The 23,142-nt window shown below is 48.0% G+C and carries 21 protein-coding genes; 18 read left to right on the top strand and 3 right to left on the bottom strand.

Translation table 11 applies throughout. The features are described from left to right. The first annotated feature begins 66 nt into the window (after nucleotides 1–66). The 11 genes from ACQW03_RS05295 (at nucleotide 67) to ACQW03_RS05245 (ending at nucleotide 12,765) form a co-directional block, all read left to right on the top strand. Nucleotides 67–1,410, top strand: a complete 1,344-nt coding sequence (locus ACQW03_RS05295; protein WP_441948579.1) for a flippase — start codon at nucleotides 67–69, stop codon at nucleotides 1,408–1,410. Continuing rightward, a complete protein-coding gene (locus tag ACQW03_RS05290; protein ID WP_441948577.1) occupies nucleotides 1,397–2,665 on the top strand; it encodes a hypothetical protein in 1,269 nt (422 codons plus the stop codon). Before ACQW03_RS05295 ends, ACQW03_RS05290 begins: the two co-directional genes overlap by 14 nt. A 705-nt stretch (nucleotides 2,666–3,370) precedes the next feature. Then, nucleotides 3,371–4,603: a glycosyltransferase family 4 protein gene (locus ACQW03_RS05285; RefSeq protein WP_441952305.1), complete on the top strand. Its 1,233-nt coding sequence runs from the start codon at nucleotides 3,371–3,373 to the stop codon at nucleotides 4,601–4,603. After that, complete coding sequence (locus tag ACQW03_RS05280) at nucleotides 4,600–5,841, top strand: glycosyltransferase family 4 protein (protein ID WP_071639870.1); 1,242 nt, start codon at nucleotides 4,600–4,602, stop codon at nucleotides 5,839–5,841. The genes ACQW03_RS05285 and ACQW03_RS05280 overlap by 4 nt, the downstream gene beginning before the upstream one ends. Continuing rightward, entirely contained in the window at nucleotides 5,819–6,628 is an 810-nt protein-coding gene (locus ACQW03_RS05275; protein WP_441948575.1) for a WecB/TagA/CpsF family glycosyltransferase, read from the top strand. Before ACQW03_RS05280 ends, ACQW03_RS05275 begins: the two co-directional genes overlap by 23 nt. Nucleotides 6,629–6,679: 51 nt before the next feature. Beyond that, complete coding sequence (locus ACQW03_RS05270) at nucleotides 6,680–8,020, top strand: UDP-glucose dehydrogenase family protein (protein ID WP_441948573.1); 1,341 nt, start codon at nucleotides 6,680–6,682, stop codon at nucleotides 8,018–8,020. Between the two features lie 14 nt (nucleotides 8,021–8,034). Then, complete coding sequence (locus ACQW03_RS05265; RefSeq protein WP_441948571.1) at nucleotides 8,035–9,012, top strand: LCP family glycopolymer transferase; 978 nt, start codon at nucleotides 8,035–8,037, stop codon at nucleotides 9,010–9,012. 131 nt (nucleotides 9,013–9,143) lie between these two features. Next, nucleotides 9,144–9,635, top strand: a complete 492-nt coding sequence (locus tag ACQW03_RS05260) for a hypothetical protein (RefSeq protein ID WP_071639874.1) — start codon at nucleotides 9,144–9,146, stop codon at nucleotides 9,633–9,635. 109 nt (nucleotides 9,636–9,744) lie between these two features. After that, nucleotides 9,745–10,665 (top strand): ABC transporter ATP-binding protein, encoded by a 921-nt coding sequence (locus ACQW03_RS05255; RefSeq protein WP_071639875.1) that lies wholly within the window; start codon nucleotides 9,745–9,747, stop codon nucleotides 10,663–10,665. Then, nucleotides 10,658–11,440 (top strand): ABC transporter permease, encoded by a 783-nt coding sequence (locus tag ACQW03_RS05250; protein ID WP_025720453.1) that lies wholly within the window; start codon nucleotides 10,658–10,660, stop codon nucleotides 11,438–11,440. The genes ACQW03_RS05255 and ACQW03_RS05250 overlap by 8 nt, the downstream gene beginning before the upstream one ends. 239 nt (nucleotides 11,441–11,679) lie before the next feature. After that, nucleotides 11,680–12,765: an AI-2E family transporter gene (locus ACQW03_RS05245; protein WP_441948568.1), complete on the top strand. Its 1,086-nt coding sequence runs from the start codon at nucleotides 11,680–11,682 to the stop codon at nucleotides 12,763–12,765. A 39-nt stretch (nucleotides 12,766–12,804) separates the two neighbouring features. Here ACQW03_RS05245 and ACQW03_RS05240 read toward each other — a convergent pair whose 3' ends face one another. Next, nucleotides 12,805–13,266, bottom strand: coding sequence for a bactofilin family protein (locus tag ACQW03_RS05240; protein WP_025720451.1), 462 nt, complete (start codon nucleotides 13,264–13,266; stop codon nucleotides 12,805–12,807). A gap of 45 nt (nucleotides 13,267–13,311) precedes the next feature. After that, the gene (locus ACQW03_RS05235) at nucleotides 13,312–14,343 is read right to left on the bottom strand and encodes a M23 family metallopeptidase (RefSeq protein WP_071639878.1); all 1,032 of its coding nucleotides are present in this window, start codon (nucleotides 14,341–14,343) and stop codon (nucleotides 13,312–13,314) included. 146 nt (nucleotides 14,344–14,489) lie between these two features. On the opposite strand from ACQW03_RS05235, the gene cls reads away from it, so the two are divergent. Together cls and ACQW03_RS05225 are read left to right on the top strand one after the other, a co-directional pair. Continuing rightward, complete coding sequence (gene cls, locus ACQW03_RS05230) at nucleotides 14,490–15,920, top strand: cardiolipin synthase (protein WP_441948566.1); 1,431 nt, start codon at nucleotides 14,490–14,492, stop codon at nucleotides 15,918–15,920. Nucleotides 15,921–16,116: 196 nt separating this feature from the next. After that, nucleotides 16,117–17,061: a YitT family protein gene (locus ACQW03_RS05225; protein ID WP_104496492.1), complete on the top strand. Its 945-nt coding sequence runs from the start codon at nucleotides 16,117–16,119 to the stop codon at nucleotides 17,059–17,061. A 69-nt stretch (nucleotides 17,062–17,130) separates the two neighbouring features. Here the strand turns inward: ACQW03_RS05225 and ligD are convergent, their stop codons facing one another. Beyond that, entirely contained in the window at nucleotides 17,131–18,033 is a 903-nt protein-coding gene (ligD, locus tag ACQW03_RS05220; RefSeq protein WP_071639880.1) for a non-homologous end-joining DNA ligase, read from the bottom strand. 214 nt (nucleotides 18,034–18,247) lie between these two features. Between ligD and ACQW03_RS05215 the strand changes: the two genes are divergently transcribed. From ACQW03_RS05215 to ACQW03_RS05195, 5 genes are all read left to right on the top strand, one after another. Next, complete coding sequence (locus ACQW03_RS05215; RefSeq protein WP_441948563.1) at nucleotides 18,248–19,516, top strand: sulfotransferase family protein; 1,269 nt, start codon at nucleotides 18,248–18,250, stop codon at nucleotides 19,514–19,516. Then, nucleotides 19,513–21,438: an asparagine synthase-related protein gene (locus tag ACQW03_RS05210; RefSeq protein WP_441948561.1), complete on the top strand. Its 1,926-nt coding sequence runs from the start codon at nucleotides 19,513–19,515 to the stop codon at nucleotides 21,436–21,438. The genes ACQW03_RS05215 and ACQW03_RS05210 overlap by 4 nt, the downstream gene beginning before the upstream one ends. 52 nt (nucleotides 21,439–21,490) lie before the next feature. Continuing rightward, entirely contained in the window at nucleotides 21,491–21,619 is a 129-nt protein-coding gene (locus ACQW03_RS05205) for a paeninodin family lasso peptide (protein ID WP_023987454.1), read from the top strand. 190 nt (nucleotides 21,620–21,809) lie between these two features. Then, complete coding sequence (locus ACQW03_RS05200) at nucleotides 21,810–22,853, top strand: serine kinase (RefSeq protein ID WP_441948559.1); 1,044 nt, start codon at nucleotides 21,810–21,812, stop codon at nucleotides 22,851–22,853. Then, a complete protein-coding gene (locus ACQW03_RS05195) occupies nucleotides 22,840–23,142 on the top strand; it encodes a lasso peptide biosynthesis PqqD family chaperone (protein WP_071639883.1) in 303 nt (100 codons plus the stop codon). Before ACQW03_RS05200 ends, ACQW03_RS05195 begins: the two co-directional genes overlap by 14 nt.

Raw genomic sequence — 23,142 nt, 5'->3', positions numbered from 1 at the left:
GCCATCCGCCTGGGCGGGGGTCTCTTCGCTGTACGCAAGGTCATTTTTCAAGATGGAGTAAAACCTATGACATTAGTCGAAAAACGCGCCAAACCGCGCAGAAGTTTGCTGGTGAATACATCCTGGCTGTTCGGTGACAAAATGATTCGCATGGTGTTCGGCCTGGCAGTCAGCATCATCATGGCGAGAGTATTGGGACCAGAGGAACTGGGAAAGTGGAATTATGCGGAATCCTTTTTCGGGATGTTTCTGATTTTCACGACCCTTGGCTTTGATTCTATATTAGTACGCGATCTTGTCAAAGACCCCAAGGATGAGCATGAGCTATTGGGTACGGCGGTTCTGCTGAAATTGGTAGGTACTCTGATAGCCATTGTACTGTCCTATTCCTTCATTTCACTGCTCAGACCGGAAGACAGTTCGGTGCGGTTGATCAATCTGATCCTGGCTACGGCCTCGGTATTTCAATTGTTTGATATCATCGACTACTGGTTTCGTGCGCAGATGCTGTCCAAATATACGGTCGTTGCCAAGAATACTGCCTTTGTTCTCGGCTCCACCATCAAAATTATTCTGTTGTTGTCCGGTGTCCCGATATGGGTGGTGGCGTTGTGTGCTCATGGAGAGTTTCTGTTGGGGAGCCTGATGCTGCTGTATTTCTTCCATAAGGAAGGACGGCGTGTAAACCGATGGACGTTCCGTTTAGCCACAGCTCGGCGAATCATGAATCACAGCTGGCCGCTAATACTGTCATCCTCCGCTGTATATGTACAGGCACGGATCGATCAAGTCATTATCGGTGAACTGCTGGGGAACGCTGCGGTTGGGCAATACTCCGTTGCACTCCGACTTATCGAAGTCCTGGGCTTCATTCCGGTTGTTCTGACAACGGCCTATGCTCCAGTAGTAACCCACTCCAAGCAGAAAGGAAGCGACGAATACAGACAGACATTGTCTACGGTATATCGCCTGATGTTTATATGCTTTCTTGTGACCTCGGTACCTTTATTTTTTCTATCCCAATGGGTAGTGGTTGTGCTGTATGGGAAAGAATTTACCGAAGCAGGTTCGCTGTTGTCTCTGTTTGCGATTCGTCTGTTTTTCACCAACTTCAGTGTTGCTAAAAGCTTGTTTATTACCAATGAAAATTTGTTCAGATACACGCTGCTGACCTCGGTGGTGGGTGCGGTTACGAATATCGCTTTCAATTACGCGCTAATCCCGTTGCTTGGTGTTCGAGGGTCGTTAGTGGCGACGATCTTGTCCTTTACGATATCAGTATTCCTATTAGATTTGCTATTTAAGGAAGTTAAATCTAATTTGGGTTGGATGATGAAGTCCATCCTGACCTTCTGGCGTGTTCATATTACAGTACCGAAAGTTGGAGAGAACAATCATGATACCCATTAAACCGTTTGTTCGGCATGAGGAACAGTGCCCACATTGTGGAGGTAAGGTACGTGGTGGAGAGGTGCTGTGGCAGGGAATCCATGTATGTGTCAGCACTGCGTGTGAGGGGTGCGGACGCGAATATCTCGAGGACATGAGGGTCGGTCATGCCACGTATTCACCTTATCGTGTAGAAATGCCTGACTATATTCTGACCGGTGATGCGAAGTCGAGAAAATGGCTCGGAGAGCCTTTGCGGCAATCGTTGATGAATCCTTCCTATGACTTAGCAGTCGGCATGACTGTGCATAAAATGAGAGCTTCTACACGTGTGATTATCATCAACACAATGGATTATTTGTATGGTCATGCTTTGCTCAAGCTGCTCAATGTGCAACGCGAATACGAGCAATCGCCGGACCTGGGCATCATCGTCATTGTGCAAAAGTCGCTGGAATGGATGGTGCCAGCATACGTGTCTGAAATTTGGACGGTTGATGTGCCGTTCAGCAGGGCACGAAACTTTTATCCTGTACTACATCATAGGATGATTGAGGAACTGATGCGTTTTGATGAGGTGTATGTCAGCCCCGCATATTCACATCCCAATCAGTTTGATATTGAGCAGTTTACAGGTGTCTCCCGCTATGACGAGGGGCGTGAGTCGGAGCCGCGCATTACCTTTGTATGGAGGGAAGACCGCTTGTGGAGCGGCAGCCATCATATCGCAAGAGCGGTACAGAAATTTCCGCAGCTCAAACGTGGGCTAAAACCGCTCATTTATCATCAGCGCAGTAAAATCATACGGCTGTTCCGCAGGCTGAGAGAAAGCTTCCCAGATCATCGTTTTACAGTCGCTGGACTTGGGCGTACCGGGAGCTTCCCGGCATGGATTTCTGATGAGCGTGTCACACGCTTTGACCGGGAAAGTGAGCTGCGGGTCTGCGAGGTATACGCAGCCAGCAGATTAGTAATCGGTATCCACGGTTCTAATATGCTGCTGCCCTCTGCGCATGCCGGCATGACCATTGATTTGATGCCCAAGGACCGATGGGGAAATTACGCTCAGGATATTTTATTTCACGAAACGGATCATCGGCTTACAGCCTACAAATACCGCTTTGTGCCGATGGAATCGAGTGTGACTCTAGTGGCAGATATGGCAGCTGCCCAGCTCAAAGGGGCAGATCATTTTAATATGCAGATGACAGAGGAAAGGCAGCGGCAGGGGGAACATTCAAGTTGGAGGGGGAAGGCCGCTTCGGGACGGATTTGATCTTCCGATCGCTGTTGACGTGGGATTCCTTGGTTTGAATAAAGCCCTACAGAGGGCGGAATCCCCCGTCAAAGGCGAACGCTACGCTTCTCCAGATTCAAATCCTACCCTTCGCTACGTCCCGCCGTCACCAAAAAGAATTTCCCCCAGCCCATAAGGTGGAGGAGGTAAGAACTGCCTGGCGATAGCTTCGCCCTATCGCCTAGAACTTCTATGCCGGGCATGCATCCCGGCGTAATTAATGCTCTGTACAGTTCTCTGTCAGGGTGACAGGGTCCGGTGGATAACAATCTGGACAGGCGACAGTCTAGCCATAGTTAAGGCATCTTGGTCAGCTAGCGGTAGTAGTTCCATGTTGTTTTGTGAGCTTGCCATAACCGTACCAAGCTCACAAGCTGTTCGACGAGGTCAGCGCCCTGCATGCATTGCTCGCGTATCCACGCAGCGAGGGCACTTCATACCCAGCATTCCCTTTTTTTAAATGGGGTGACTTTATGGACACGGCGGTCAGCAGCGGAGCGGTCCATTTGAATCTGAAAGAAGCGCTAGCGTTCGCCTTTGCAGTGGGATTCTTACCTCGGAATGTTTTATATATCCAGGAATCCCACTGCAACAGCGATCGGAAGATCAAATGGAACGCGCAGCGTTCTCCGAACCGTCCGTGCTCCATAACTCACCCAATATGAAATGGCAGGAGCCCTGATGATGATTCAAAAAATATTGTATATCCGCAATTTTGCCAGCAAGGTGAACGGGGACTCATACAATTTACAGGAAGTCGGTTTGGGCAAAGCACTCGTTCGAAAAGGCTACGATTGCGATATTGTTTATTACAACGATCGTAAGGAAACCCATCTGGAACAGGTCTACCGTCATGAAGGATGCACCTTGCGTATTATCTGGCTCCACGGGTTTAAGTTCTTAAGCAACAGCATCTACAGAGATGTTCTCAAAGATTCTTTTCTGGATGCTTATGGTCTGGTCATTACTACAGAATACAACCAGATCATGACCTATCTGCTTTCCCGCAAATGTCCTGATAAGCTGGCGTTGTATCACGGCCCATACCGGGATAACACGCACGCGCTGATCCGCAAACTGTACGATATTATGCTGCTGCCGAAGGTAACAAAATCTCTACGCCGTACCTATGTCAAATCCGACCTCGCCAAGCGCTATCTAGAGAATAAAGGTTTTGACAACGTGGTTACGCTTGGAGTCGGGCTGGATCGCAGTAAAGTAGAGAGAGCATCCGACAGTGACAGCAGTAACAACAGTGAAGACATAAGCGGGGAACGTGAGGAAAACCGTGAGGTCGCGAATGAGCTACGTCGAATCGGAGATCGTCCGGTGCTACTGTATGTTGGTGTACTGGAGGAACGGAGAAATATACGTTTTATGCTGAGTACGTTCAAAAGGGTACTCCAAAAGCATCCTAGCTGCCTTTTGTTAATGGTCGGGAATGGACGGAAGACGGACACAGACCGCTATTGGACATATGCTCATGAACTGGGAATAACGGACAGTATTATACATTTTTTAAGAGTGGAGCAACGTCATCTGTGGCAGGTTTATGGAGCGGCGGATGTGATGCTGTTTCCGACCCAATACGATATTTTTGGTATGGTGCTGCTGGAAAGCATGCTGTTTCGTGTTCCGATTATCTCTTCGGTAAACGGGGGCTCGGTTACCTTGATTGAGGACGAAGTGAGCGGAGTGATGCTGAGAAGCTTTTCAGAAGAGGAATGGTCTGGTCGGATAGGCGCTTTACTGGATAATGCTGAGCTGAGACGAAGTATGGCGGAGAAGGCCTTCCTTACGGTCGAACGTATGTCGTGGGATCGCATCGCAGATGAAATAGTAAGCCATCAAGGGATCAAGCCCAGAAGTTCTAACCACGCTATGCAATCAACGCAGGAAAGAGGGGCAGCCACGTGAGCCAACAGGTCAGCAGACAGATGAACCCTCCTGTAAGCAAGGTGCTGATCATCCATAACTTTTATCAGCAGAGCGGGGGAGAAGACAAGGTTGTGGAGCAAGAATCGGCTATGCTGCGTTCCAGAGGAATAGAGACAGAGCATTACTATGTGCATAACGACAGCATTCAAAGCAGAGGGCTAGCGAACATGGCAAAGCTGGCAGTAGAGGCGGCATGGTCCCTGCCGGAATTCAAAAGAATCAAGAAGATACTTTTACAGGTGAAGCCAGATGTGGTGCATGTGCATAATTTTTTCCCGGTTATATCCCCTTCGGTCTATCATGCTTGTGAACGGCTGGGGATTCCGGTTGTCCAGACACTGCATAATTACAGGCTGATTTGTCCGGCGGCAACCTTTATGCGAGGGAATAAGGTTTGTGAAAAATGCCTGCACGGCACGCTGCTGCACTCCATCCGTCATGGATGCTATCGAGGTTCACAGCTTCAGACGATTCCGGTGGCGGCGATGATTAAGTTCAACAATCTAATCGGCACATGGCAGCACAAGGTAAGTCGCTATATTGCGCTGACGGAGTTTGCACGGGACAAATTTGCCGAAAGCGGTATTCCGCTGGATCGTATCGCGGTAAAGCCGAATTTTATCCATCATAAAAAAGTGAAAACCCAGTATGACCCGAATGATCGTTATTTGTTGTTCGTGGGGCGGATTTCAGCCGAAAAAGGGGTGCGCAATCTGCTGCAAGCCTGGTCACAGTTGGAAGATCGGGGGGGATTGAGACTGGTCATCATTGGGGATGGTCCGGAAAAGGCTGAATTGGCCGCTGCTTATCCGCAGGAAGATGTTTGTTTTCTCGGTAAGCAGGATGGAGACACGGTACTGGATTGCATGAGCCGGGCTATGTATGTCATGGTACCTTCCATCTGGTATGAAGGATTTCCAATGACCATTGTAGAGTCTTTTTCTGTTGGAACTCCGGTATTATGCAGCCGGCTCGGCGCACTGGAGGAAGTCGTGGAGGACGGGGTGACGGGTTTCCATTTTCAACATGATGATTTGGAAAATATAAAGACTGTGATTCGCTGTGCAGTAGCCTATGAAAACTATGCAGCTATGAGACAGAAGGTGTCGGAAAACTATGCTGCACGCTATACGGAAGAAGTGAATGTAAAGCAGCTGATGGCGATATATAGCGAGGCGATGGAGGAGCGTGATTATGAAACAGCTGCCCCAATATAGAGTCGGAAGGATTGCGGATGCCGATATTGCAGCACTTACGTTTCAAGAAACGGTACACACGCTGGAACAATGGGCAGTCGAACGAAAGGACGGCTATGTGTGTATTTGCAACACGCATTCCATTGTCACAGCCGGGAATCATTCCGAGTTCCACAAAGCGCTCACTCAAGCCGATTTGTGTACTCCGGATGGTATGCCGTTGGTATGGGCGCTTAAGCTGTACGGATTTGAGCGTCAGGATCGGGTAGATGGTCCCAGCCTGATGCTCAAGTTGTGCGAACGTGCGCCACAGACGAAGGTAAGTATATATTTTTACGGCAGTACGCCGGATACGCTGGAGAGCTTAAAAGAAAGAGTAAGACAGGATTACCCCGGAATCCGCATCGCGGGCAGCTTTTCACCACCATTTCGTGAGCTTCACCCAGATGAGGAGGAGCGGATCATTGATGAAATCAATGCGTCCGGCGCGCATATCATATTCGTCAGCTTAGGCTGCCCGAAGCAGGAAATATGGATGTATCGAAACAAAGACCGCATCCGTGGCGTGATGATTGGAGTAGGGGCTGCCTTTGACTATATCACTGGAAAGGTTCGTAGACCGCCGCTAGCGATACAAAAGCTGGGGCTGGAGTGGCTGTATCGTCTGGTCTGCGAACCGAAGCGATTATGGAAGAGGTATGCCTATAACAATCCGACGTATGTATACCGTTTTCTAAAGTCTTATCGGCAAAACAAACGGCTTACGCTTTATCATAATCGGCTTGCAGGAAGAGATATAGAGAAGTGAAGTCGGTAAAAGCAGGATGCAATGAGACAGCATGTAAAAGGGGGAGTTGCTTTGAAGCTATGTGTAATTGGTGCAGGGTATGTCGGGCTGGTGTCGGGGGTCTGTTTTGCCGCACTCGGGAATACCGTCGTCTGTGTAGATCAGAATGAGGACAAAATTCATGAGCTGCGTGCAGGTGGGGTGCCTATTTATGAACCGGGATTAAAGGCTCTAATTAAAGATAATGTAGAACAAGGTCGACTAAGCTTTACAACAGATACGGCAGCTTCGGTGGAGGCAGCTGAAATTGTTATTTTGGCGGTCGGCACGCCTTCACTGCCGGGCGGGGAAGCGAACCTGTCCTATATTGAAGAAGCCGCCTGTGAGGTGGCAGACGCCATGAATGGCTACAAAGTAATTGTCACCAAAAGCACGGTGCCTGTCGGAACGAACGAACGTATTCAAAATTGGATTGCGAGCCGCACAAACTATCCTTTTGGTGTGGCTTCGGTTCCTGAATTTTTACGCGAAGGCTCAGCAGTCATAGACACCCTACAGCCAGATCGAATCATCATCGGAGCTTCCGATCCGCATGTGTCCGCAGTGCTGACTACACTGCACGAGCCGCTGACGACAAATATCGTAACCACGGATATCCGTTCGGCGGAGATGATCAAGTACGCGTCGAATGCTTTTTTGGCGACCAAAATTTCGTTTATTAATGAGATTGCAAATATTTGCGAAAAGGTGGGCGCAGACGTTACACGCGTGGCACACGGTATGGGGCTGGATCAGCGGATCGGTTCCTCTTTTTTGTCTGCTGGTATCGGCTATGGGGGTTCCTGTTTTCCCAAGGATACACAAGCTCTGATCCAAATTGCAGGCAACGTGGACTATGAATTCAAGCTGCTTAAATCTGTGGTAGAAGTGAATCAGGGGCAACGTTTTAACGTGATTCGTAAGCTAAAAGAGGCGCTGGGTGATCTGGAAGGAGCTACGATTGGTATATGGGGACTGGCCTTTAAACCGAATACAGATGACGTAAGAGATGCCCCGGCGCTGGATATTATGCAGTCGCTGCTGGAAGCAGGGGCGCAAATTCGTGCATATGACCCGATCGCTACCGCTAACTTCCGCAGACTGCTGGACAGCTCGGAAGTAACGTGGTCAGATAGCGCACGGGAAGCAGCAGAGGGATGCGACGCACTGTGTCTATTGACAGAATGGGAGGAGTTTGGTGAAATCGGGCTGGGTGAGCTGAATGAGCTTATGAAATATCCTATTATGATCGACGGACGCAATGTGTACAGCGAGGAGCAAATCAGACAATCTGCCTTTGCATACTATTCTGTCGGTAGGCCACAGATGAACAATCTGGATGTAGATCGTCATCAGTCTGTAGTAAATCCGTAAAGGGGAGGCTGCATATGAAACGATGGCTGAAGATGACATTGGGGGCTGCGGCGTTATTGGTCGTAGGGGCTACTGCCTACACCGCTTATGTGTATCATTCCTTTAAAACAGCGGCGAATGCGATGTATCATCCGCGCAGCATCGTGCAACCTGGGACGGTTTCTACCCTTGCAACGGGCGGAGCAGGGCGATCCGTAGATACAGACTCTGGATCAAGTACACCCAATCCGGCAGCCATCTCCCAGTTCAAGCCGTTCACCGTGCTGGTACTGGGCGTAGATCGGCGGTCTCACGATCCAGGACGATCGGATACGATGATCGTTTTGTCTGTTAACCCTGCCGAAAGCTCTATGTTGATGTTCAACATCCCGCGTGATACGCGAACAGAGCTGATCGGCAGGGGGCGTGAGGACAAAATCAATCACGCTTTTGCTTTTGGGGGCGTGGATATGTCGATCCGTACGGTAGAGCATTTTTTGAACCATCCGATAGATTACTATGTACAGATGAACATGGAAGGGTTTGCGAAAATGGTGGACCTTGTGGGGGGAGTCGAGGTTCATAACCCACTTGATTTTCAATATGAGGGCCATCATTTTGCGCAGGGTAATTTGAACTTGAACGGGGCTGAGGCATTGGCCTACGCCCGTATGCGTTTTGATGATCCACGTGGGGATCTCGGAAGAAATGCTCGCCAGCGGGAGCTACTCAAGCAAATTCTTGCCCAGTCCATCAGTAAGGAAGGGCTGTTGAGGGTAAAACCGATACTGGAGGCAGCGGGGGAGCAGATTCGCACAGACATTACCTTTGACGATATGACCACCTTCCTAACCCGGATCGGTCCGTCCCTCAAGCAGACGGATACCGTTGAGCTGAAGGGACATGGGCGTAAAATCAACGGCGTGTATTATTACATTGTGGATGAGCAGGAACGCCAGCGTATCCATGGAGTGCTGGAGAAGCACATGCTTACCACGGCCATATCGCCTTAGGTAAGCCTTATGTAGACGGGTGCCCTATTGGGAGGTCACCCGTTATTTTCTTATAAAGTCTTCTAAAAAAGGCTTGTCCCACATACATCTGTAGAGAATTCGGTATAGTCCAACAGAGGGAGGGGCAATGTGTGCTGTTTAGAAGGAGAGCGGCTTCGGTGTTCGTCCGTAAGCTATTATATTTTGCAATCATATGTGGATTGTTATGGTTGCTGTGGCTGGGTCTGCATGGGGTGATGTCTACAGGCGAGGGCGATCAAGCGGTAGAAGCACTGAACGAGTTCTACACTATGGAGCAATCGGGAAATTTCGGAGGCTCATGGGAGTTTTTTCATTCGCAAATGAAAAAGAAATTCGAGAAGTCCACGTATGTACAGCAGCGTGCGCACGTTTTTATGCAGGATATGGGGACGGATACGTTCACGTTTGAACTGGGGGAGCCGCAGGCTGAATATGACATTCGTACCGATCAGAATGGGGAAGAGTTAGGGAAGGTTTACCGTATTACGGTCACTCAGCATTACAAGACCCGATTCGGCAATTTTGATATCGTACAGCCTTGTTATTTGACGCAGGAAGATGAGAAGTGGCGGGTGCTTTGGATATACAAGGACAAGGAATAGAGGTTGCGTGGTGTTTCTAAAAGGTTAAATATGGTACAATACTTCCAAAACCGGAAATGTACAGTAAAATGGATCACAGCTTCACTCCGGATGGAAGGAGTTTCAAAGCATGCAGCAAGCGACAGGACAGGTTCCCGTCATACGTATGGAGGGTGTGAGTAAAATCATTTCCTCAAAAGCGATCGTGGATGATCTGACGCTGGAGGTTCCGGCGGGGCAGGTATTTGGTTTCCTTGGACCCAATGGTGCGGGTAAAACGACCACCATCCGTATGATGGTTGGCCTGATTTCGATCAGCAAGGGCGATATTCATATTTGTGGAGACAGCATCAATACCGATTTTGAAAAGGCTGTTTCCCATGTCGGCGCGATTGTTGAGAACCCGGAAATGTACAAGTTTTTGACAGGCTATCAAAATTTGCAGCATTTTGCGCGAATGTCTCCTGGGGTAACACAAGAGCGCGTGGATGAAGCGATTCGTCTGGTGGGACTCGGAAACCGAATTCATGATAAAGTAAAAACCTATTCGCTCGGGATGCGGCAGCGACTTGGGGTAGCTCAGGCGATTTTGCATCGACCGAAGCTGCTTGTGCTGGACGAGCCGACCAATGGCTTGGATCCGCAGGGTATTCGTGAACTGCGGGATTATTTGCGTCAATTGGCCCGTAAGGAAGGAATTACCGTATTCGTATCAAGCCATTTGTTGTCCGAGATGGAGCTGATGTGCGACCGTGTAGCTATTATTCAGAGCGGACGGCTGGTTGATATCAAGCAACTGAAGAATACAGGGGAGGAAGTGCAGAAGGCGGAAATTGCTTTTGAGGTAAATGATGCCGAACAAGCTTATGCGCTTGCTGGAGCAGGGCGCGTCCAAGGTAATCAACTGCTGCTTCACCTGGAGCGGGAACAGATTGCAGAGATGAACAGCCTGCTGGCTGCAAATGGCATTAAAGTATATGCGATTCGCCCGGTTGCCCGTACGCTGGAAGATCAATTTTTGGAAGTGACGGGAGGCGGGGTCATTGGGTGATTTCTTCAAGCTGGTACATAACGAAAATCTGAAAATTTACCTGCGTGTGCGCACATGGATTATGCTGGGATTGCTGGCGGTCATTACTGCTGCGATTCCTATGCTGATTTCCCTGGTTTCCGATCAGGTCAGTGTGTGGGATGGGATTGCGTTGACGACGTTATTTACATTTTTCCTCAATACGACGTTTACGGTCATTGTAGCCGCTGATTCGGTGGCTGGTGAATTTACTTGGGGAACGATTAAACTGCTGCTCATCCGACCTTGGACTCGCAGCAAAATATTGTTGTCCAAGTATATATCCGTGATTTTGTTCAGTTTGCTCGGAACGATCATTTTGATTTTGATGGTTACGCTGTCCTCATGGGTGATGTTATCCAAGGATGCACCAGCGGGTTCTGTTCCACTGTTCAGTGATCCGATATCTTACGTAACGCTGAACTTCTTGTATAGCTATATCGCCTTATTCGTGACGATGGCCTTTGCTTTTATGCTGTCCGCTGTTTTCCGTTCCAGTGCCTTGGCGATTGGGCTGTCACTGTTCATGATGTTCACCAAAACAGTTTATAACACGATTGGCTTGTTCAGCACAGATCGTTTTGAATGGACCAAATACGTTCTATTTACGCATATGGATCTGAAAAAATATTTAGATATGCCGCCGGGTACGGTAAGTTCCAGTCTAACTTTTTCGCTCACCGTGCTGGCTGCATATTATGTGATTTTTATCGCCATTGCCTGGGTGGTTTTCGTAAAACGGGATGTTTCAACTTAAATCGAAGTGTCTTAAATAACAAAAGGACGTTCAAATGCCTAGCATTTGGACGTCCTTTTGTTATTTAAGGATTTTGCAAAATCCTCATTTAAGACTATTTTATCCTGTATTTAGGTTATTTTTGCTACACATTCTGCGTACAGGGGTATATTGTAATCTATTTTCAGCAAGAATCAATCAATAGGGTCACTTTGCGTTTAAAGAGGTAGAGAGAAACAGAACAGAGGGGGCCGCATGATATGCTGCAAAATAATCGTTTTTTTCGTCTGACTACAGGTATCGTCATGATATTACTCATCATTTACTTGGGCACCAAAGTAAGTTTTATATTTAGTCCTCTCGTATCCTTGGTCAGCTTGCTGGTGGTACCGTTAATGCTATCTTTTTTCCTCTATTATTTATTGAGGCCGATTGTAAATGTAATGGAACGGAGAAAAATCAAACGATCTATCTCCATCTTGCTGATTTATTTGGTCATTGGAGTGTTATTGTTTGTTTTCTCATGGGGTGTGTGGCCTACGCTGCGTGATCAAGTTACCAATTTATTTGAAAATGCGCCGAAGCTCATTAAAAGTTTGGTTGATCAATTGAGCCAATGGCGGCATAATCAATCCTTGAGACAAGTGCTGCCTCCGGGTCAAGACCCGCTGTCACAACTGTCAGATACGTTGAACGAAGCTTTTTCGACACTGTCTGATTATTCGGTAAAGCTGGTATCGTTCGTGTCCTACTTTTTTATTGTATTGGCTACCTTTCCAATATTGCTCTATTACATGCTGAAGGAAGGGAGCAAGTTTGGCCCTAAAATGCTAAACTTCTTTCCAAAAAAATATCACAAGGACGTATTGGAGGTTATGGAAGATATCGATAGTGCACTCAGCAGCTTTATCGTGAGTCGGGTGCTGATTAATGTCGCGTTGGGTGTGATGATGTTTCTTGGATTTTTAATTATTGGTTTGCCTTATGCCTTGCTGCTCGCCGTTATTTCGATTTTTCTTAATTTTATTCCCTATGTGGGGGCAGTGGCTGCTTCTATACCTGTGGTTATTATTGGATTTCTCGAATCACCTTCGATGGCACTCTGGTCCCTGGTCGTGGTGATCGCTGCACAGCAAATTCAGGATAATTGGCTGTCACCTATAGTTTTTGGCAAGCAGCTGGATATTCATCCGTTGACTGTCGTTATTTTACTGTTAGTTGGTGGCGACCTGCTCGGGATTCTGGGTATCATTTTGGTGATTCCATTGTATATGTGCGGAAAAATCGTCATACGCAAGGTGTACCAATTATTTTTGGAGCGCAGAGTGGAGGATATTATGGAATGAATGGAAAATGCACTGGATTTAAAGGAGTATATACTGACTTTATCCTGCTTCGGATTGCAGAGCGGCTTGGCTGTCCTCCTTGTTTTTACTGAAACTAGATTGGGTTTCGTCGTTTGACTCATCCGTAGAAGTTGACAACTCTACATCCTTTGTTCGGTTCATTTGAATTGTGCCGTCCAGTATACCACCTTCAGAAATGACCAATGCAGCGGTCGCCGTATTTCCGTACAGTTCACCTGTCGGCGTAATGGTCAGTCGTCCTTCTGTAGTAATGCTGCCGAACACCTTACCGGCAAGAATGACGTCTCGTGCGATGATGTCCGAACGTACAACAGCAGATTCTCCAATGACGACAGTACGAGTGCTGCGGATATCGCCCTGAAAATGACCGTCGATCCGAATATTGGCCTCTGCCTCAACTGTACCTTCAAAGCTGGTGCCATTAGCGAGCAGTGTATCCATAGCTGGGGCGGAGAGCTTTTTTTTGGATTCCTTGAACATGATGGTTTTCCCCCAATCTTTTATTGTAAAGATTTTGAAAAATCCTTATTGTACATACAGTAATGGATCGACAGGTTGGTTATGCTTGACGATCTGAAAATGAAGGTGAGGTCCTGTGCTTCTCCCGGTACTTCCCAGCAGACCGATGGTCTGTCCTTTGTGGACACGATCCCCCGGAGCCACCTGCATGCCGCTCAGGTGCATATACCAGCTCTGGAGCCCGTCAGGATGCTGGATGATGATGCACTTGCCGCGGGCTCCGCTAGAAGCAGCCTCCAAGACGGTGCCCGCCCCAGCTGCATAGACAGGATCACCGGTTTGTCCGGCAATGTCCACGCCTGAATGAAAGGCAGATCTACCCGTAAAAGGGTCGCTGCGATAGCCGAAGCTGGAGGTCATTCGCCGTGAACCGACAGGCCAAACGGAGGGATTCCCTTGCTCGGCAAGAGCCAGCCTACGAGTCTGGAGTAGCTGTGCGGCTTGTTTGCGCTCCAGATTTTGCTGTACGGCATTTGCTTGCTGAATAGAGCGGGGAACCGTACGTTCCACCGTGTCCAACAGAGATTCGATCTCCTGAAAATCATCCATTGCCTGGCGAGTTAGGAGGGCAGTATTTTCATGCACTGCGATCAGCTCACCTCCGATATGGCCGGAAGCATCCAAGGAGAGCGGCGTCATGGTCTTTTTATGGTTACTTGTGGCAGATGAGTTTCCGTGTTTTCGAATGAATTGCTGCATTTGCTGTTCCAGCTCCGTTACACGCTGGAGGCGTTCACGAATATTGGTGGCTTGATTCGTCAGCTCCATGACTTCCTGCCGTAGTCGCCCAATGGCTGCATCCTTGTCCGCTACCGTGACCTCCATCTGCAAACTCTGGACAGCAAGATTCGTTTCCATTTGGGAGATAATATGGGAAGAACGGATTTGCAGCCCGATCACGAGTGTAGAGATAGACGCGATCACAAGAGTTGGGACGAGAATGACAGCGGCTGTAGAGCATTGTAGCTGCTTGGGCGGTTGCTGTGCATCCCGAATAACAAGCAGGGTCATCCGGCGATTTAGGCTTCCTTTTTTCATAATCGCTCCTTTCCGGACATCGCTCCTATAGTGCTTGGTTACTATCTATTCAGCTTAAGAGGCAAACATGTCAAAAAAATTGGAGCTTAGTATAAAACGTAGATGAGGATTTTCCAAAATCCTGAGATATATAAGGAGGCTTAGACATGCTGTGGTTGCTGTTGGTTTTAATTGTTTTTATTTTTCAGACCGGGACGATCCTGCTCTTTGAATTTCGCAAGCCGTCCAAAGCGGTAGCCTGGCTTTTTATTTTGTTTTGCTTCCCGCTCATTGGCTTTGTCGTGTACTACTTTGTTGCACAGGATTATCAGAAGCGCAAAATGGTTCGAAAAGGGGGATCGCAGCTGTTTCGTGAATTTCGCGAGCGTCTGTGGGCGCAATCCAAGGTGATTGAACAGGTGGAGCAAATGCATAATCCTCATTTCAAGCATCAGGAGCGTCTGTTTAACCAGTTAATTCGTATGTCGGAAAACCCGTTGACTGGATGTAATCGCACACGTGTGCTGACGAACGGTGAGGAAACCTTCGAGGCTATGCTGACAGCGATGGAACATGCACAACATCATATCCATGTGGAGTTTTACATATTTCGGGCCGACGAAATCGGAAGAAAGTTTCAAGAGGTCATGATCCGCAAGGCACGTGAGGGAGTAAAGGTACGATTCGTTGTGGACGGTGTAGGAAGCTACCATTTGCCCTATTCCTTTATTCGTACCTGTAGTGAGGCGGGAGTGGAATTTCATTATTTTCTACCTCCGTTTTTCGCCACGTTGGACCGCCGGATTAACTATCGCAATCACAGGAAAATCGTGGTAGTGGACGGCATGATCGGATTTGTGGGGGGGATTAATGTAGGCGACGATTATCTCGGAAAATACCCCAAAGTGGGATTTTGGAGGGATACGCATTTGCAGATTGAAGGAGATAGCGTCTATTTTCTGCAAAATGCATTTCTTAGCGACTGGAAGCTGGCCTCAGGGGAAAGGCTGATGGATGTGAATTTATTTCCTCCACATACCTGCACCGGGGATGAGGAAGTACAGATTTTGAGCAGCGGTCCCGATCAGGTTTGGGATACGATTCAGGAAATGTGTTTTGGAGCGCTCACAGTTGCCAAGAAGCGGATTTGGATTACGACGCCGTATTTTATTCCCGATCTGGGGATTTATGAGGCGCTCAAGCTGGCAGCAGTCAGTGGCGTAGATGTGAAAATTATTATTCCCTACCAATCCGATTCAAAGCTGGTTCATCTGGCGTCTTTATCCTATGTGCAAGAACTGCTGGAGGCAGGGGTGGAGTTCTACCAATATCGAAAAGGATTTATTCACGCCAAAGTGGTGATTGTCGATGATTTACTCGGCTCGGTCGGGACCGCCAATATGGACATGCGCAGCTTTTTCTATAATTTTGAGTTGACCGCTATAGTTTTTGCTAATTCAGCGCTGGAACGGCTTTCGCAAGATTTTGTAGAGGACATTTCCAACTCCTCACGCATAGATTTAAACGTGTTCCGCAGACGGCCTCGATCTCAGAAAATAGCTGAAATTCTAACTCGCATGCTCTCTCCACTCCTTTAAAGGCGGTTTTCGCCGTTTTTATCGCTATAATCCCGCTTTATTGTGATTTATGTGCTCTTTGCTAACTTTTTTGCGCAAAATCACAGTTTTATGGTATACTATTCATATAACACAAGCGCGGTAAAGGAGAGGGGGACTGCGGATAGCAGCCCCTTTTTCGGTCCAATATACCATACTGTAACGGGGGGATTTATATATGAGTGTAGTGAGCAAGGAAGTTCAAAATCTGTCTGATATCACAGATGTAACCGGAGAGTTGACCAAGATCAGCAAAATTCCAGCTAATCCGAAGAACAAAGCAAAACGCCTGTTTCAGCGTGCGGCCATGATTATTTTTGGTGCGACGCTTATGGCAGTGGGCCTCGAAATATTTCTGGTTCCTAACGGCGTTATCGACGGAGGCGTCACAGGTATTTCCATTATGGCCTCCAAGATTACTGGCTATCCACTCGGCATTTTCCTGACCCTGTTGAACCTTCCATTTTTACTTATCGGATACAAACAAATCGGTAAAACCTTCGCTTTATCCACATTATTTGGCATTATCGTGATGTCCATCGGTACCGCGTTACTTCACAATGTAAGTGCATTGACTCCTGGCGAACCACTATTGGGTGCTATCTTTGGGGGCGTCATTCTCGGCGTTGGGGTGGGTCTTGTGATTCGGTCTGGCGGCTCGCTGGATGGAACAGAGATCGTAGCTATTCTCGTCAGTGAAAAAACTCCTTTTTCGGTCGGTGAGATCGTACTGTTCGTTAATATCTTCATTCTGGGAAGTGCAGGTTTTGTGTTCGGTTGGCCGAATGCCCTGTATTCCATGATTGCTTATTATATCGCCATGAAAATGATTGATATTACAATTGAGGGTCTGGATCAGTCCAAATCGGTCTGGATTATTAGTGAAAAATACCGTGATATCGGGGATGCCCTGACAGACCGTCTTGGACGGGGCGTAACTTATCTGGAAGGTGAAGGCGGCTTTACGGGCGAAAGCAAGAAAGTGATTTTCGTTGTCATTACCCGACTGGAGGAAGCTAAGCTGAAGAGCATCGTTGAAGATTGGGACCCGCACGCTTTCGTTGCGATCGGTAACATTCACGATGTGAAGGGCGGACGCTTTAAGAAAAAAGGAATACACTAGCGCAAGGGGACAATTTCTCAGCCTAATGGCTGCGGGGTTCGTCCCCTTTTTTGTTCTTCCAAGCATTGATCAGGTTGGGTGTGCCTTGGTGCGCATATGCTTGAGGACGTCTTCTACGGGCTGGGGAGGAACCTTGTCGATCAAGTCGCCTACCTGGTTTAGTCGTTCCTCAATATTCAGCAAATGGTAGTCAAGTGGTGATACATCTTGCCGTACCTCTTCCCATGTTAGCGGAGTGGAGACCGTAGCGCCGGGGCGTGCCCGCGGGGTATAAGGAGCGGCCAAAGTTTTCCCCTGATAATGCTGCAAATAATCAAAATAGATGGCTGTTCCACGATCCTTTTTTAACCGTTCGAGTGTGAACAGATGCGGGTGCTTTTCTGTCACAAACTGTCCAACTAATAGCCCGATGCTGCGAAGTTCGTCGAAGGTTATGCCTGTACGGATCGGAACGATAATTTGTACACCTGTGGCCCCAGATGTTTTAGGGACGGAATCCAAACCAAGCGAAGCTAGTACTTCACCGACAATAGAGGCTGCCTCCATAATACGTGGCTCCACCTCTCTGGATGGATCAAGGTCAATCATCCATTCACAGGGCAGCTTGCTTCCCGCTTCATGCAGAGAGGGGTGGAATTCCAACGCAGCTTGATTACCAAGCCAGAGAAGTTGTGGCAATTTGCCGAGCACGATATATTCAATACCATCATGCAGAGCGGTTTCAATATAGTCCGGCCGAGGACGTGGGGCATTTTTCTGATAAAAAAAATCACCGTGAATCCCATGTGGCCACCGAATGACGGTCAGCAGACGATGATGGCAATATTTGAGCAGGAAGGGAGCTAATACCGCCAGCTTGCGAAGATATAGCGCCTTAGTCACGCCTGCTTCAGGCCACAGTGGTTTATCCGGGTTTGTGATAGGAATTTCCTGGCCTTCAATGGTAATGGTACCTTTAACGGCTTGTCCCATAGTGCTATCCTCCTTTGTCTAACATGCAGCAAAATCTTTATTTACAGACTGATTGTTGAACTTATAGATCTACATATGGATTAACATGAACGTGAAGTGCAGAATTTATCCATCAAAGGGATTGACAAGATACATTATGTATCATAAATTTATAATAAAAAATACGATATGTATCTATTAAAGTGTCTTGAGCAGAGGTAGAGGAGGAGTTTGCTTGATTGAAAAGCAAGGCGGAGGGCTGGTATTCCTGTTAAGTGTCCCTCGGAGTGGAAGCTCGCTGCTTACCGCCATTTTGCAAAACCATTCCCGCCTGTTTGCCACACAGGAAATGTGGTTTCTGCTCAGTTTATATGATCTTCCTCAGTCACATGCACGGCCATATGGAGGAACAGGCATACTTCGGCAATTTTTTAAAGGCATGGTTCCCTCCGACGTATTGGAGCAGGCCTCCCGTTCGTATGCACTTGAAATATATAATGGTCTGCTTCAAGGAACAACAGCAGATATGCTTATCGACAAATCTCCGCGTTACTATACGGTGCTGGAATTTATAGACCGTTTATTCCCTACTGCCCGCAGGCTGTGGCTTATCCGGAATCCTTTGGCCATCGTGGCCTCATTTAAAAAGGTCAATCAGCTACGGAATGGACGTTTTCAACTGCTGGAAGAACTGGGGAGTCCGTATTTTAATATGAAAATGACGGATATTACAGTTGGTTTGTTCCGTTATGCTCATTATTTTGCTACACCTCATCCACTTGCATACCCGCTTAGGTATGAACAGCTCGTATCCAATCCAACGATGGAGATCGAGAAGCTGTGCAGTTTTCTGGGGATCAAGTATGAGCCGGGGATGGAAAAGTACGGAGACTTTGCGGAGACGCCCAAATCCAGTCTTTTTTATAGTATGGGAGCGGGTGATCCATTCGTAGGAGAGCATGAGCAGGCGCATCAGGATTCGGTACATAGCTGGCAACATTTGTTGAGTAAAACGGAAATTGAGCTATATTGCAGAAGCATTGGGTCCCGCATGTTTAGACAGCTTGGTTACGCGGAAGCGTTGGAGCAGGCTGAGCAGATGACTGGAGTCCGCTTTGAAGATGAGCCGGATATAGAACTGCTGAGTCAACGTACACAACAATTTCTCCAACAAAGCGGCTTTGAATGGAAGGCAGGTTATCGGATGCTGGAAGACCAGGATGCAGATAACAGAGAACTTGTGATAAATGCAACCCGTCATACTGTACCTCAAGATCTAGCAAGGATGCAGGTGGACCAGATCGTGAGCGATAGACGGATTCAATCACTGGAAAACAGGTTGGCACATAGCTATGAGGAGCGGAACCGTCTTATCGCTCAGCTCCAAAGCTATCAACGCCCAAATCAAGGTCTCCGATCTCGCAACCTCTTTGCCCGTAAGCTCGGGCGCTTGGCGTCTGTAGCGTTATCAAGTATAGGAAAAGAAAAAGGGGGAAGAACGTGAGTGCGATTGCCGGTATCTATAGCTTTGGGCATGAGTCCGTAAGCACCGAAGAAGGCGGGAAAATGATGCAAGCCCTGCGAAAATATCCCGCTGACCGCGTATGTGCTTGGTGCGAAGGCTCAATATTTTTGGGTTGTCATGCCCAGCATGTGACCCCGGAATCTGTTCATGAGCGTCTTCCCTTCTATGATGAGCTAAGAGATTTGGCAATCACGGCGGATGCGATTATTGACAATCGTTCCGAGCTGTTTGAACGGCTGGGAGTTGAGCAGGAACGGCGGCAAGATATCACGGACAGCGAGCTGATTTTGCTGACATATGACAAATGGGGAGTGGAAGCAGCCAGTTATCTGATAGGTGATTTTGCCTTTGTCATTTGGGATGCCAAGGAACATCGATTATATGGTGCTCGAGATATGACAGGAAATCGTACGCTGTACATCTACCAACATGACCGAGGATTCGCGTTTAGCACGGTAGTCACTCCACTTTTGGCCCTGTCCTCTCTGCGAAAAGAACTGCATGAACCGTGGCTGGCCGAATTTTTGTCCATCCGTGCCATGCAGGAATCCGTCGATATCGGAACGACCGCATACAAGCATATCAACCAGCTTCCTCCTGCACATTGGTTCACTATGGAAGAGGGGAAGCGAACCCTTCATAAATATGCATGTCTGGATAAGGTAGAGCCACTGCGGCTCAAAACAGGAGGCGAGTACATAGAAGCTTTCCGCGAGGTGTTCACACAGGCGGTCACTGCCCGACTACGGACGCATCGCGCTGTAGGGGCTGCCTTGAGCGGAGGGCTGGATTCCGGGGCGGTTGCTAGCTTTGCCGCGCCATCGCTGCACTTGCAACAAAAGCCACTGCATGCCTACAGCTATGTGCCTGTTCAAGATTTTACAGACTGGACACCGCCTACATTGCTGGCGAACGAACGAAGCTATATTCAGTCTACGGCTCGCTATGTAGGCAACATTCACGAGAATTATATGGATTTTGAGGGGAAAAGCCCGTTTTCAGAAATTGATATTTGGCTGGAACTCATGGAAGCACCCTACAAATATTTTGAAAACTCTTTCTGGATCAGAGGTTTTTATGAAAAAGCACAGGAGCACAATGTCGGTGTACTGTTGACCGGGGCACGAGGCAATTTTACCGTATCGTGGGGCCCTGCACTAGACTATTATGCCCGGCAGTTTCGTCGTTTGCACTGGTTGCAATCCTTTCAGGGATTGTGGCGGTACAGCAAGCTTACGGGCAGGCGTATGTCTCATCTACTCCCTGTGATGTTGAAAAAAGCGACTTCGCTTGAATCTCGTTCATGGCTACGGCGTAGCAATCGAAGTCCCGTTCCTTCACTGATTCACCCGGAGTTTGCCAAACGGATGCATGTAGAAGATATTCCTGTATTGAGCGGAACAGGCTGGATGAAAAACGCCGATCAGACGAGAAAAGAGAAATTTTCGAATTTGGCGATTGCTAACAAAAATGGTGTGGTCGCGACCAAACTTTCACTACAGTATGGCCTGTGGGAACGTGATCCGACCGGAGACAGCCGAGTGATTCGCTTTTGCTTATCGGTGCCTTTTGAACAGTATGTGCAAAACGGTCGGGACCGTGCTCTCATTCGTACGGCCATGCGTGATCATCTACCTGATGACGTTCGGTTGAACCAGCGGGTACGGGGTGTACAGCCTGCAGATTGGTTACATCGAATGCTTCCTTGCTGGGATACGTTTATGGGAGAGCTTCAACTGATGTGTCATGATTTACGAGCCGCCGAATATCTCAATATTGAGTTTATTAAGACGGCTATGGCGAAACTTCACCACCCCCGCCCTGAGCAGGCGTCTGATCCGAATATTCGACTACTAATGCATAGCCTGATCGTGTACCGTTTTCTCTGTAGATTGAACTGATCGAACCTATCCGGTCAGACAGTCCGCCATTCGTTGGAGGGGAGGTGATGAGATGAGTAAAAAAGAATGGCAGGAACCGACGATAGAGGTGCTGGATATTAACCAGACTATGGCGGGTAAAGGCTGGAAACAGATTGACTGGGTGTCTGACCACGATGCCGATCTTCATAATCCAAGCTAACACATGGTTATACATGCAGCCGATGTTGGGCTGGAAGCGAAAAAACTGGTCCGATACCGACTAAATGAACGAGAATAGCATAATCCATTGGACTCGTATTCAATACAAAGCCGTCTTTATTTCTTCGGGTTAGAGGTATTGCCCAAGAAATAAAGACGGGATTTTTAAGGACAGAGGAGTGAGTCCTATCGTGCATGACAGGAGTGCAAATGTCAGTTGGACGAAATATATAGCCTTTGGACTCAGGATTTCCAGTGAGCTTAATCTGCCTGAGCTGATCCTGGCAGCACCGGAAGCAGTAGAGGATGTAGTCATTCGACAAGCTGATTTAACTGCATGGAGTGATCAGCTGGAGCAGACCAATTTTGTGATGCTAGATGAGCAATTTATGTTCCAAATACCAGGCACGGCCATTTATGCCGTCAGGGAAGGCAAGGAGATCGAGGTAAGCATATTCTCCGGGGCCGATCCTGACACCGTGCGGCTGTTTGTACTGGGTACATGCATGGGTGTTCTGCTGATGCAAAGACGAATGTTACCTATTCACGGAAGTGCGGTCGTCATCGGGGGGAAGGCCTACGCATTTGTGGGTGAATCGGGTACGGGCAAATCGACACTGGCTGCTGCTTTTAGGCAGGCAGGTTATCAGATGGTTAGTGATGACGTGATTGCTGTAAAAGCTACGGCTTCCTCAGCCGTCGTGTATCCAGCTTATCCGCAGCAAAAGCTGGGGTTGGATAGCTTGCTCCAACTGGAGGCTTTACGGGAGAACAAGCATGCACGCAAAAGAAATAACATACGTTCCCTAACTGATGGCAATTCTGTAATGCCACAATACAGTGATCTGCGCATGCTTGCAGGTGAGCTGAATAAATATGCTGTACCCGCCGTAGATGAATTTTTTAACGATCCGCTGCCCTTAGGGGGCGTATTCGAGCTTGTGGCAGATTCTCCAATCCGTGCGTTGATGCGCGAAGGGGAGCTAATGGCGGTTACGGAACAGCCCTTGAACGTTCTGGAGTGCTTGCATACATTACTACAACATACATATCGTAGGGTGATTCTTCCGCGAATGGGTTTGAGTGAATGGTCGTTTGATACAGCGGCTAGGATGGCTCGTAAAGTAGAGGGCTGGCGGCTGCTAAGGGATAGTTCCGTCTTTACTGCGTCCGAGGTTGTACAACGGGTACTTGATATCATTCGTAAGGAGGAAAAGAGTTATGGCAGCCACTAATCCAGCTAAAGACCATTATCGCGTCATTTACGGTGAAGAGGTCTATGTCAGTGATATGGACGGAGAAAAAGTGATGATGAGCATTAACACTGGTAAATATTATAACTTAGGCTTCACAGGAGGACGAATCTGGGAACTGGCAGAATCAGGTCCTTCCCTTGGCGATATCGTAACTGTCCTGACGAATGAATATGAGGTGGACGAGGAACAGTGCAGACAGCAGGTACATTCCTTTGTGGCTGAGTTGGAGCGGGAAGGACTGTTAAAGCTTCTACGGGAGTCGGTATAA

It is taken from the genome of Paenibacillus sp. DRB1-1, from assembly GCF_052119485.1.
GTDB classification, from domain to species: Bacteria; Bacillota; Bacilli; order Paenibacillales; family Paenibacillaceae; genus Paenibacillus; species Paenibacillus polymyxa_B.
Note: the sequence above shows the minus strand (reverse complement) of the source record. Positions and strands in the feature narration are given on the sequence as shown.